A 13,804-nucleotide genomic window follows, 5' to 3' on the forward strand; every position below is an offset into this window, starting at 1 on the left:
ATTCACATGTTTCTGGAGTTCTTTATCTTAAAGAAGGAATAGACAACCCCTCGGTAGTACTCTTAAAGAAGAGGCAATTCATTCAACAGGTATAAGGATAAGCAATAACTAAAGCAGCATTGAACAAGGAGGAGGTGTGGCCAGGGATGACAAATAATTTAACGAACTTCCCGACTTTAAATCAGCCGATGACTAGTGGAACAGTCTCATGGAAATTTGTGCTAAATTCTCAATTTGAAGAATCTTTGGTCAGTAATATTAGTATTGTTCCGACCGTTATGGATCAGTATGTCATGATGAAATTATCCAATGGAGACTGGGAGTTAGCCGGTGGAACATTAGAACCCGATGAAGCTTATTTGGAGTGCTTAAGGCGAGAAGTAATGGAAGAATTGGGAGCTGAATTGATTCATTATCGTATATTTGGTCATTTTGATTGTTTCAATCATGCGAAGGAACCGTACAGACCCCATCTTCCTTTTCCGCATTTCGTAAGAGTTATGGGAACTGGGGAAGTCAACATCGTTACCAAACCATTGAATCCCGAAGGCGGAGAAGAAGTTGTTGCAGTAGAAGTAGTTGATATTGAGGAAGCAGTAAAAAGATTTAAAGAGATGGGTCGTTCTGATCTTGCCGAGCTATATTGGTTAGCCCATCAAATCAGAAATTCAGTTGAAGAATAATGTAATCGGTTCCGCGCCGGTACGCTAGAAGCCCAAATTTCAGAAAGCAGAGGTGTACGGACGATCGCGCATCGGTGTGGCAGACTCCGTTTCTCCATACAGCGTTTTTTAATACCAGGCGGAAAACTTGGATTAAACATTGACTGGTGACCGATTGCGTGCTACTATTAGTCAAATTCGATTATTCCAAGTTAATCTATTTGTTTACTATATTACAAAACCGCGTAGCAGTATGTTTGACCGGACAGCCGGAAGAGATACAACCGTATACATTCGGTCGTATCTCCTTTTTTTTGCCTTCCAGCCGCTAGGGGCCGGGAATCGAACAGCCGATCCGCTACGACAGGGCTGCCCGGCATCGATCGATCAAAGGCCGCAAAAGGCCGTTACCAGCTGTTGGAACGAATCTTGGTCAAGATCATAAAAAGGCAGTTGTCAGATGACATGAACATATATTCGTAAATTGGCCGCCAAAAGGCGGATTTTTTGTGCATGAACATGTTGTGAGTTACTCGGAAGGCGGTCAGAGGCGCGTGAAAAGATCCCTAAGTCTAAAACAGAAAATTTGGCTGACTTATTTTTTAATTTATACAATTCCTTTTCTGATTTTAGGAGGAATGGTTTATTACAACGCCGTTGTGAGTCTTCAGCATGAAATCGAACGAACCAATATGCGCCAATTGGAGCTTGTGCGCGATGAAATCGATAAGCTTATGCAAGAGATGAATACCCTGACTACGCATTTGTCCATGGATCCAGAGTTAACGCCTCTCATGGTTGGCCGAAACGGATACGCTCAACTTGAATCTGTACGTGAATTGGCACGGTATCAATCCTATAATCCCCATCTAGAAGATATCCTCTTATATTATTATGGGAACGAGGAATTGTATTCTACGCTTGGTACGATGTCCAAAGATACGTTGGCGAATGAGTATTATCGTTTTTCCGATCGTGATATATCCCAGTGGTTAGAAGATTCGGATATCATGCTAGGTTCCGAATTCATCCAGGCGGTCAATTTAAAACTTAAAGGCCAGTATTCCAATTTGATTGCCTATGTTTCTCCTATTCCTCAGAATAGCTTTTTGCATTATGGCAAAGTCGTCTTGTTACTCAATGGTGAAAGTTTGACGAATCAGATTGGAAATTTGCTTGGTGATCTTCGCGGAAGCATCTTTGTCTTGGATGAAAGCAAGCGGGTAATGGCGTATAAGAACAGCGGCTTGCCTATAACGGAATCGATGTTGGCGGACGTATGGCAAGAGAACTGGTCGCCAGGCATCAGGCAAATTGCCTGGAATAGCAAGAGCTATTCGCTTGCATATGTCGACTCGGAGCGTACCGGATGGTCGTTCGTCACGCTGATGCCGACGGAGCAATTTCTTTCGCGCGTTATCAGCATGAAGATTGTAGTTTATTTTGTTTTAGCGACCCTCATTTGTGTTGGTATTTTAGGTACTCTGGTCATTTCGAGAAGACAATATAGACCTATCGATCGTTTATTCCAGAATGCGCTTAACATTTTACCAAGATCCGCCGAACAACTCGCTGAAAACGAGCTGGACTTTATCGGGAATACGCTTCGCACCACACATAGAAGCAATTTGGAGTTAATTGAACGAGTTGATTTGCAGAAGGAAATCGTGAAAGAGAAGTTTCTGCTTCATTTGCTGCAAGGCAAGCTCAGCAATGAGCAATTAGAAAAAGGCATTTCCATGCATGACTTATATTTGCAGGGGAACTGCTATTTTGTCCTGATCGTGGATTTGGAGAACGGGCCTATCGGATTGCTTTCCGCCGAGCACAAGGAAGAAGTTTCGCGTATATTGAATCATTTCGTATTCGATGGCGGCGTAGCGTACGGTGCCAAACAGGACTGGGAGACCGAAATGGTACTCATTGTTGCATTGGAAAATGAGTATGAAGATACGAAGCGAATGCGGCATAAGGTGGTGATGGAATTGCAGCAGCGAGTGGTTAGTCGCATTGACGCTCGGCTAACGGTTTCTGTAGGACAAATGTATTCAGAGCCCAAGCTAATCAATCGGTCTTATATCGAGGCTTCGGGGGCAATGGAATACCGAATTCGCGAAGGAAGCGGGGGCGTGATCTTTTTTGACGATATCCAAAACGGGAATCACGATGATTTATGGTATCCGATTGAGGATCAAATCCGGTTCATTCAAAGCTTAAAGCAGGGGGATGCCGGGATTGCAACGGAAACGTTGCGTATTATTATCGAAAGCATCGCGCAACGGGGGCAGTCGCTGCCGATACTACGGTTGAAATACTCCGATCTGATCAATTCAGTATTTAAATTGATGAGAGAGTTGAGGATCGTAGACAACACGGATAAAATTCGCGACATTGCGGAGTTCACATCGCTATCGGAGCTTGAAGTGCTGCTTCGCCATTTGGTAGAGGATATTTGCAATCACGTTGTCCGGAAGCGTGAGAGCAATAATACGCGATTACAGAATGAAGTCATCACGCTTATTCAGTCCCGTTTTCAATCCATTGACTTTTCGCTGGAGCAGCTTGCCATACATTTCAGATTATCTTCATCGTATCTTAGTCGATTTATTAAAGAACAAACAGGGATGACTTTCACCGATTATGTGCAACAGCTGAGGCAAGAAGAGGCGAAAAGGTTGCTAGTCGAAACGGACTTTTCGGTAAAGGAAATTGTTGGACTTGTTGGATACATCGGTGTTTCGAAATACATCGAGAAATTCCGCAAGCAAGAAGGCATTACACCTGGTGAGTATCGTAAGCTTTATTCCAAGAACTAGTACGACGCGACCCCTAATAGGCGGAAATTGTGGAAGAAAGACGGGCTGAAATGCTCGGCTTTCTTTTTTTTACCATGCGGAACATGCTCGATCATCTGCGGAACATCCCGGAATACGGCATGTCACCATCGGAACATTCGAAAATGAACGGTATATTTACGCGTATGGCTCCGGATGTTTATACTTCGTGTGATGAATGTTGCGCCACAGTATAAAGGGGGTGAAGAAGATACACGTATCACGATTGAGTCGGACTTGGCCATTGTACATTTTGGTAATGCCGGCGATCCTTTATTTTATTGTTTTTCAGTATGTACCCATGTACGGCGTTCAAATCGCATTTAAGAATTATGTAGTCACCAAGGGAATATGGGGAAGCGAGTGGGTAGGATTCGCACATTTTGAACGTTTTTTTCAGTCCGTTTATTTCGGTCGATTGATCCGAAATACGTTGCTCATCAGTTTATATCAGTTGGCTTTATTTCCGGTATCCATCATTGTGGCGTTGTCCTTGAACGAACTTTCGAATAACTGGTACAAGAAAACGGTGCAGACGGTTACATATGCGCCTCATTTTATCTCGGTTGTTGTGATGAGCGGGATGATCGTTGCTTTCTTAAGCCCATCTACAGGAATTGTGAACAAATTCGTAGGTTTGCTCGGCGGAGATGCGATCTCATTCATGACCGAACCGGGATGGTTTAAGAGTATTTTCGTGCTGTCTGGCGAATGGCAGAACCTAGGGTGGGGGGCCATTATTTATTTGGCGGCCTTGACTGGGATTAATCCGGAGCTTCATGAAGCGGCGACTGTCGATGGTGCGAGTCGACTTCAACGCATTTGGCACATCAACATCCCTGGGATTATGCCTACAATTATTATCCTACTGATTCTCAATACCGGCAGCTTCATGTCGATTGGCTTCGAACGAGTCTACTTGCTGCAAAATTCCTTAAACCTGGAGGCATCCGACGTCGTTCAAACCTATGTGTATCGAAGCGGACTTATGGAAGGTCAATACAGCTTCTCGAGTGCGGCAGGTTTGTTTAATTCGGTCATCAATCTAATTTTGCTGCTGACTGTCAACCAGATTGCCCGTAAATTCAGCAGCACAAGTCTGTTATAGAGGTGAGCGAATGAACCGCAGTTTGTCAGACAGAATGTTTGTCACGTTCAATTTCGCCTTTACGTTGATTCTGCTGGCGGTGGTCTTATATCCACTAGCTTATATTTTAAGCGCATCTATCAGCAATCCATTGGCTGTCAATTCGGGGCAAATGTGGCTTTGGCCAAAAGGCATTACGTTCGAAGGGTATGCACGGGTATTTCAAAACGCGGAAATCTGGATGGGATTCCGAAATACGCTCCTGTATACGCTCTTGGGCACAGCTATCCATCTTGCCATTTTACTTCCATGTGCTTTCGCCATGTCGCGCAAAGATATGCGAGGCAGAAGCGTCATCCTGGTTTTTCTGCTGGTGACCATGTTTTTTAACGGCGGGCTCATTCCCAACTACTTATTGATTAAAAATCTCGGAATGATGGATAGTTGGTTAGCGATTGTCCTACCCAATGCGATAGGGATTTGGTCCATTATTGTAACCCGAACATTTTTCACCATGAACATCCCGCATGAGCTGCAGGAGGCTGCAGAAATAGACGGTTGTCATCTATTCGGCGTGTTTTTACGCATCGCCCTGCCGCTTGCCGGTCCGATCATTGCAGTCATGTCTTTGTTTCATGCAGTGGGTTTGTGGAATCAATATTTTGCAGCGATGATGTACTTGTCTGATAGGAGTCTGTTTCCGCTTCAACTGATTCTAAGGGAAATCCTGATCCTTCAGGAGATGAACACCACTATGCTCATGAATGGGGATCAGTTGGATAGCTTGGCGGAGCAAGCCAGAATCTCGGACATTCTGAAATATGCGGTGATGATTGTGTCCGCCTTGCCGTTATTGATTGTCTATCCGTTTCTCCAACGCTTTTTTGTAAAGGGCGTGCTCATCGGCTCACTGAAAGGGTAAGAACACAAAGAAAAGAACCATCTAAAAAAGAGGAGTCTACCCATGAAAAAGAGAACATGGCTTCCGGCGATCCTGGCGACGATGCTGGCAGCAAGCGTCATAGCAGGATGCAATGAAACGAATAAGAAGGCAGCTGAACCGGAACAAAAAAAGGAAGCGACTCCGGAAAATTTGAACAAAACGGGATTTCCGATTGTGACCAAGCCTATCACCCTAAAGATGATGGGGGCCAAAACGGCCAACCAGTTAATATGGGGGGAAATGGCGTTTTTTAAGGAAATGGCGAAACAGACGAACATCAATTTCGAATTTGATACCCCTGCAGTCGAGAGCTATAAGGAGAAGTTACGATTGAAATTTGCCAGCGGGAGCTTGCCAGATGTGCTGTTTGGAGCGAATCTGCTTCCGGAGGATGAAATATTATTCGGCAGTCAAGGCCAACTAATCCCTCTGGAAAAGCTCATTGCGAATTATGCGCCTAACCTGCAGAAGCTGCTGGCAGACTATCCGGATATTCGCCGCAACATTACCACCCCGGACGGACATATTTATTCGCTGCCTTTTGTCGATACCCCCGGTGCTTTCGGCGTTTATCCTAAGCTATGGATCAATGAAAGTTGGCTGACGGCCCTGAATTTGCCAATGCCCAAAACCACGGACGATTTGATTACGGTATTGAGGGCGTTCAAGAATGACGATCCGAACAAGAACGGCAAGCAAGACGAAATTCCGATGTCGTTCCATCTGGTCGCTGGCACCGGCATACCCGATATTCAATCGATTCTGCTGAATGCATTCGGGTTTACCGGCAATTTGACGATAGATCGGGACAAAGTGCGCTTTGCGCCATATGAACCGGAATACAAAGCTTATCTATCCTTCATGAATCGGCTCTATGCAGAAGGACTATTGGATAAGGAAGGGTACTCTCAGACGGTTCAGCAAAAAAATGCTAAAGGCAATGGCAACAGAATCGGTGTGTTAGCAGCAGGCGGACCGTTCCAAGTCGTCGGCAATAACCTTGACAAAGACTATAGCATCCTGCCTCCACTAACGTCTGCATTAAATGAAAAACCGTTTGCGATACGAAACAACTATTTGACGAAGGGCACTTTTGCGATTACTTCAAGTAACCCGAATCCGGAAGCGACGATTCGTTGGGTGGACTATCTGTACAGCAAAGAAGGAGCGATTCTCGCCGCGCAAGGGGTTGAAGGCAAGCATTTCGAGTACATCGACAACAAGCAAGGATTGAAAGCTTTGGTTCCGGAGGGTGCGAATCCTGCTGAATTCCGGGGGACGATTTCACCGAATGCGGGAATCTTTATTCCTCGTATTCATGAACCGGTTTCAAAATTAAACGAGTATAAGCTCCAGGAAACAAACCCGTTGAATTATCACATTGCTACGGAAAGCAAGAAGAAGCTCGAGCCGATCGCTAGAGACAGCTACCCATTAACCTATTTCACTTTGGAGGAGCTGCAGCAATTGAAAGTGCTGGAGACCGATATTACAACGTACATCAGCGAGATGTCGGGCAAATTTATTGTCGGTGATGCGTCATTGGACAATAAATGGAATGAATATGTCGCCATGCTAGAGAAGATGAAAGTGAAGCAGTATGTGGAGCTTTATCAGAAAGCGTACGATCGTTGGAAGTCGGCAAGTAAATAACTTCGTGGCATAGGAGAGGAGTTGTTTGTGTGAAGAAGAAGCTGCTGATTGGTGTGTTAGGGTTGTCCACGGTCTGGGGTGCTACGGTTAGCAACGCTGCGCCGATTACCGAGACGGTGAGCTACAGCGGGTTTACGGGATTCACTTCGGTGGATTATACAAGTGAATTTTACGGTTATCAAAAGGCCATGAATCGGGACTTTACGAACTACGGTTTCAATTTCGGCAACGAATCTGCAAATGTGATGAATATCGTCTGGAACAGCAATATGCGGTTTCGCCTTGCCGATGTTGATGGCGACAAATTGGATGATGCGTTGTTTTACGATGTTGTCAGCGGTCAACTCCAATGGTTCCGCGGTTTAGGGAACGGCACCTTTGGAAGTGCAAACACCTTTCAGTGGAATGACGGGAAAAATAGCGCATTTGTCGCAGCAGACTTCAATGGCGACGGTTACGCTGATTTAGCTGGTGTCAAGGTTACCGGCTCCAGCGCCACTATTACAATCAGCTACGGGAACGGATCCGGTGGATTCAGCGGAACCACGATCGCTTCGGGCGTACCGATTTCAGGCGGGCAGATTGTAGCCGGCGATGTAGATGGGGACAAAAAGGCTGACTTCGTCGTCTACACAGGAACTACGGGCTCCATCGATATAGGGTACGGTGATGGTACTGGGCAATTTCCTAGAATATCGAGCACTAGCTGGAACGGAACGATTGTCGGTGGGGAGATTGTGATCGGCGATGTAAATCAGGATGGATTGGCGGATATCGGGCTGTACCGCAGCAGCACGCATTCGACCGGATTTGCGTTCCGTATGGGCAGAGGAGACGGTACATTCGGGCCGAAACCGGGCGAGATCGGTACCAAAAGCGAATATCACTTAATATCAAAGCACACTTGGGACAATGCTTCGGCAATTCCCCGTATCGGTCAAATCAATGCTGACGGAGCAGTGGATCTGGTGGAATTCATTCCTGGCAATTTGTATTTCCGAACAAGATTCGCCTATGGACTCGATGCCTACGATTATTCCGCCCATTTGATCAAAGACGGAACAGGCTATAAGCTTTGGACCGGCGGCCGCTGGAAGACGGTGGATCAGAACGGAGATCCCATTCTCGTGAACAATGAGAATGTGTACGACGGGGATCATATTCTATATTCCCATTCGTCTGACGGGTATCAATGGTTTCGCCAAATCGAGCGGCCGGCCTTCTATAAAGGGGAAGAAGAAGGCTACTCCGGCTGGTGGACGGACAATACGTTGGAGCCCGAAGTCATCAAGGTTGACGGCACTTATTACATGTTCTGGCAGGCGCAAATTTTTCCGGGTCAACAGGTGGATACGGGGGAAACGGCTACGGTATTGGCAGATCGAATTGGGCTCTCTACCTCAAACGACGGGGTAAACTGGACAAGAAAAACCGATCGGGGCGTCGTCATCCATTTGGCTTCTCCCGAATCGACGAAGCTGACGCATCAGGAAATGGTATATGTCCCGGACGACCCCGATGGCAAGAAGTGGTGGATGTATGTGTACTACTATGTGAATGGCGCTGCTCAATCGCATGTCAGAATCCGTTCGGCCGATCCGACAACATTCGATTGGCTGGAGCGTGAAACTGTTACAGGCATGGGGCAGTTGGGCAATCAGATCGGATATGCGAATGAAGCTCCGGGAGGACGGGTGTTCGTCCGCATTTCATTCGTCAAGAACCCGCTTACGAATCAAACCCACCCGACCATCGAGTTGTCGCGGGAAGGACTATTGTGGGTAAGGGATGCCTCGCGTCAATATCCGCTTTTGGCTACCAGTGACGGACCTGCAACAAATAGCAACGTGTACTTTCTTGGTCTGTCTACGATCGATGGTACGGGACAGCTGGAGTATTTGGGCAATGACACATTCCGTGCCCTGTATGTCGCGGCAACCTCAGAGGCGCCGACTCCGCCTAAGATCTTTAAGGCTGAAATCGGGTTAGGCGAGTTGCAATTTACGTTTCAGTGAGAAGTAATCTTAAACGGTGGAGGATCGGATGAAGAAACCGAATGTGCTGCTCATTGTGTCTGATCAGCTGCGCTATGATTGCATCGGATACAGTCGAAAATATCCTGTCCGTACGCCGAATATTGACCGATTGGCCGGTGATGGTGTATGGTTCTCCAACGCCTATACGCATATTCCTTTATGTTGTCCGGCTAGACAAAGCTTGCTGAATGGCAGGCGACCCGAAACGTTCGGGTCGCTCTGGAATTATGATTTGGGTCCCCCAATTCCGGCCTTGAACCCGAACTCGTATTCGTGGCCCAGGGAAATGCAGAGATCCGGTTATGCGACGGCATACCTGGGTAAGTGGCATGTACATCCCACATTCGATCCGACGCATTACGGATATGAGGAATACGTCTCCTTGCAGGACTATAAGCTCTTCCGGGATGAGCGTTATGGTGCGACTGGATACCGCAACGGATTTTTTGGCGAAACGGAACCGGTCCCGGTAGAGGATGCCCGCACACATTGGATGGCAGATCAAACGATCGAGTTGATGAAGCGGTACGAACGGAATCCCGCTGTGCCGTGGCATATCCGCCTGGATTTCGACGAGCCGCATCTTCCGTGCAGACCAAGTGAGCCGTTCGCTTCCTGTTACGATCCGGACGAGGTGCCGAAGTGGGACAATTTCGACGATTCTTTCACGAACAAGCCGTACATCCAAAAGCAGCAATTGTTTAATTGGGGCGTCGAGAACTATGAATGGCCGGATTGGTCCCCGACCGTCGCCTTGTACTATGCGTTTATTAGCCAGATGGACGATGCGATCGGGAAGATCGTCGATTATTTGGATCGATCGGAGATGGGACAGGAAACGCTGATTATCTTTACCGCCGATCATGGCGATATGTGTGGTGCACATAGGATGATGGATAAGCATTGCGTCATGTATCAGGATGTTGTTCACGTTCCTCTGATCATTCGGGGGAAGGGCGTCACCCCCGGACAAGTGAGGGAAGAGATGGTCTATAACTTGTTGGATCTTCCGCCGACGCTTTCCGAATGGACAGGGTTTGCGCCTGGTGATTTCCAAGGACAATCGTTGGTGCAGCTATGTCGAGGATCTGCTCAGGAATGGCGCAAGGAAATTGTCTCTACCTACAACGGGCAGCAGTTCGGTTTGTTTATCCAGCGGATGATTACGGACGGACATTGGAAACTGGTATGGAAACCGACGGATGTTGATGAGCTGTACGACCTGCAAAACGATCCTGCGGAGTTGAACAACTTGATCGGCAATACCGAACTGAAGGGTGTTGTTGCCCTGCTTCGAAATCGGCTTTACGAGATTCTGATGCAAGAAGGCGATACGATGGTAGCGAATCCGTGGATGAAACGCCAGTTGCAGAAAGGGATAAAGCAGTAAGCATCCAAGCTTTCCTCGCTTAACAATGAAAGGGTGAAAACAAGGATGCAACATTCGTTATATGAACGATTCCTAAATCCACCTAATTCATTCCGCGGCAAGCCGCTATGGTCATGGAACGGAGAATTGGATCGGGAGCAATTACTAAAGCAAATCCATACGTTCAAATTAATGGGTTTCGGCGGATTTTACATGCATTCCCGAGTTGGTCTGAAGACCGAATATTTGGGAGACGAATGGATGACGTTCACCCGTGAATGCGCGGAAGAAGCGAAGCGCATCGGAATGGAAGCATGGCTCTACGACGAGGACCGCTGGCCAAGCGGGACTGCTGGAGGCAGCGTGACACAGGAGCCTCGTTACCGGTTGAAATTTATTAAAGTGGATGCGGTTGAACCGGATGCCTTCCAGTGGACGGAAGCCGTAGTTGCAGCCTTTCATTGCCATATGGATGGCATTGCTATCCGACAATGTGTGCAATTGAGGAAAGAATCTATGGAACGACTGCCTCATGAAGGTGCTGTGCTCGTTTTTACCGTGACGGAAATGCAATCGACCTCCTTCTATAATGGCTCGACGTATTTGGACACCCTCAATCGGGAAGCGACGAATCGGTTTCTGGAGTTGACTCACGACAAGTATAATCAGGTGTGCGGAGATCTGTTCGGCAGCCATATACAGGGGATTTTTACAGATGAGCCGCACCGGGGGGCTTTGCTTGATGGGTTCGGGATCCTCAATCCAGACAAGGAAAGACACGCGCCGTGGACCTATGATTTGTTCGACCGGTTTCGCAGCACATTCGGATATGATTTGATTCCCCATTTGCCTGAGCTTTTCTACCGGTTGGACGGCAACGTTGTTTCCCAGGTGAAATGGCATTATGTCGAACTGCTGCAGCGGATGTTTCTCGACAACTTCGCCGTTCCGATGCAAGAGTGGTGCAGGAAGCACGGCCTTCGATTGACCGGCCACGTCCTTCATGAAGATTCGTTGACTGCCCAAACGGCGATGTCCGGTTCGGTCATGCGCTATTATGAATATATGGATGATCCGGGAATCGACGTGCTAACGGAAGGGAATCGCTGCTATTGGATTGCCAAGCAGCTGTCGTCCGTCGCTCGGCAATTTGGAAAGCAGTGGTTGTTCTCCGAACTGTACGGTGCAACCGGCTGGCAGATGTCGTTTCAGGGGCACAAAGCAGTCGGAGATTGGCAGGCATTGTTCGGGATCAACGCTCGAAGCCACCACCTCGCGTGGTACACGATGGAGGGCGAGGCAAAACGTGATTTTCCGGGGACTATCGGACCGCAATGCTCTTGGTGGCAAGAATATGAGAAGGTCGAAACGTATTTTTCGCGAATAGCTGTGGTCATGTCGGAAGGGAAGGCGGCATGTGATGTACTGGTGCTGAACCCCGTCGAGAGCGTTTGGTGCCAAGTATACAGCGGGTGGTCTTCCATGCTTGCGGCGAATTCTCCCGAGGTCATTGAAATCGAACGACAGTACAAGGAATTGTTTCATTGGCTTTCGAGCGCGCAGATCGATTTCGATTATGGAGACGAACATCATCTTTCAAGGTACGGGTCTGTTGAAGCGGACGAATCCGGTGAACCTGTCCTTCAGCTCGGAGCGTCGTCTTATCGCCTCATTATCGTTGCAGGGATGCTGACGATACGTTCTTCTACGCTGCAACTACTGCAAGCATTCCTGCAAGCGGGGGGCCGTGTTGTCATCGCCGGCACGCCGCCGGCTTATGCGAATGCGCTGCCTTCGCAAGCCATCGTGCAGGCTTTGGGACGGGCCATTGATGTGGAATGGAGTCAGGCAGCTATAACGGAAGCCTGTTCGCCATCTCTGCGTGTGCGCGCTCAAGCGAGCGAAATGAAGACAGAGGAGCCTGTTCGGGACATTTATTGCCAGATTCGTAAGTCGGATGACGGATATCTTGTGTTGTTTCAAAATATGGATCGCGGCCGTTGGCTGCGTAACGTGCGTTTACGTTTGAACATTCGGGGTATTGCGGAACAATGGAACGCGCTTACAGGTGAGAGATTACGAGTCCCCGCAACCGACACGGCAGACGGTCTGGATATCATTGCAGATTTCCCTCCGTCGGGAGAGCAGCTTTATTTCGTTCGAACGTTTCCTGACGATTCGGTTCCACTTCAGCCTTCTTATGAAGAGACCGTAGTCAGGCAGTGGACCGGGCCGTTTGCGTATCGATTGAGCGAGCCCAATGTATGTTTGCTTGACCGAGCTGCATACCGAATAGATGACGGTGATTGGCAGGAAGAGGATGAAATCCTTAAAGTGGATCGTGCGCTGCGTGATCATTACGAGGTAGAGTGGCGCAACAATAAAATGATCCAGCCGTGGTACGCTCGCGCACACGGTCAATGGCCGAGCGAGCCGCTAGGCCGTATTTCCCTTGCATTTCGATTTCAAATCGATCATTTCCCCACGGAGGGGCAATGGTATTTGGCGATGGAGCATCCGGAAAATTTCACTATTTTGGTGAATGACGCCCCATTGCCGAATGGTCCGGTACCGGGAGAGTGGGTGGACCCTTGCTTTCAATTGCTCCCTTTGGCTGCCTCCTTGCTCAGTGTGGGCGAGAACCGAATCGTGCTAGAAACGGCATTTCATGAGCGCGTTGATTTGGAAGCCGTCTATATACTTGGGAATTTCGGCGTGAAGCTGCAGAATACGGAAAAGCAGATTGTAGCACTCCCGGAGCGAATGGAAATGGGTGACCTGGCGGAGCAGGGGCTCCCCTTTTACGGGGGGATGATTGCTTTTTTATTCGATGCAGATGAACAACGGGGACGGAGCTATGAGGATCGGACTGCGGATGTCCATATCTTGCGGCTTCCGGCTATTAACGGTGCTTGCGCGAAGGTCGTCTTTGGGAATGGAGGGACACAAACGATGCCTTGGATGCCGTATGAAGCCGATATTACGCAGCCTATGCAAACGGGCGGCAGCTTCGAGCTTCAGCTCTTCTTGACCCGGCGAAATACGTTCGGTCCGCTCCACATGGTACCTGCTCATAGCAACGCATACTCGCCCGATCATTTTCATACCATAAACGATCGTTATTCCGAAGACTATATGCTGTGGCCAGCCGGAATTCCTATGCCGCCGCAGCATATTATAAGGCGCAACGTTTCGCAAACGACTCGTACTTGAGAGAGAG

Annotated in this window: 8 protein-coding genes; all 8 read left to right on the top strand. The window is 48.1% G+C overall.

What is annotated here, in order from left to right; all coding sequences use genetic code 11:
- Positions 1–146 precede the first annotated feature (146 nt).
- The 8 genes from ABD796_RS34995 (at position 147) to ABD796_RS35030 (ending at position 13,797) form a co-directional block, all read left to right on the top strand.
- Positions 147–683 carry an NUDIX hydrolase gene (locus ABD796_RS34995; RefSeq protein ID WP_344917311.1) on the top strand — a complete coding sequence of 179 codons (537 nt, stop codon included), beginning with the start codon at positions 147–149 and terminating at the stop codon, positions 681–683.
- 533 nt (positions 684–1,216) lie between these two features.
- Entirely contained in the window at positions 1,217–3,478 is a 2,262-nt protein-coding gene (locus ABD796_RS35000) for an AraC family transcriptional regulator (RefSeq protein WP_344917313.1), read from the top strand.
- A 196-nt stretch (positions 3,479–3,674) separates the two neighbouring features.
- Complete coding sequence (locus ABD796_RS35005; protein WP_379120774.1) at positions 3,675–4,604, top strand: ABC transporter permease; 930 nt, start codon at positions 3,675–3,677, stop codon at positions 4,602–4,604.
- Between the two features lie 10 nt (positions 4,605–4,614).
- On the top strand, positions 4,615–5,505 hold the full coding sequence (locus ABD796_RS35010) for a carbohydrate ABC transporter permease (RefSeq protein WP_344917317.1): 891 nt from the start codon (positions 4,615–4,617) through the stop codon (positions 5,503–5,505).
- Positions 5,506–5,586: 81 nt separating this feature from the next.
- Positions 5,587–7,179 (top strand): extracellular solute-binding protein, encoded by a 1,593-nt coding sequence (locus ABD796_RS35015; RefSeq protein WP_344917319.1) that lies wholly within the window; start codon positions 5,587–5,589, stop codon positions 7,177–7,179.
- A 29-nt stretch (positions 7,180–7,208) separates the two neighbouring features.
- Positions 7,209–9,194 carry an FG-GAP-like repeat-containing protein gene (locus tag ABD796_RS35020; protein WP_344917321.1) on the top strand — a complete coding sequence of 662 codons (1,986 nt, stop codon included), beginning with the start codon at positions 7,209–7,211 and terminating at the stop codon, positions 9,192–9,194.
- 28 nt (positions 9,195–9,222) lie between these two features.
- Positions 9,223–10,605: a sulfatase family protein gene (locus tag ABD796_RS35025; protein ID WP_344917323.1), complete on the top strand. Its 1,383-nt coding sequence runs from the start codon at positions 9,223–9,225 to the stop codon at positions 10,603–10,605.
- A 45-nt stretch (positions 10,606–10,650) separates the two neighbouring features.
- Complete coding sequence (locus ABD796_RS35030) at positions 10,651–13,797, top strand: glycosyl hydrolase (protein ID WP_344917325.1); 3,147 nt, start codon at positions 10,651–10,653, stop codon at positions 13,795–13,797.
- The last annotated feature ends 7 nt before the right edge of the window (positions 13,798–13,804 follow it).

Source organism: Paenibacillus hodogayensis, assembly GCF_039536325.1.
Lineage (GTDB): Bacteria > Bacillota > Bacilli > Paenibacillales > NBRC-103111 > Paenibacillus_AB > Paenibacillus_AB hodogayensis.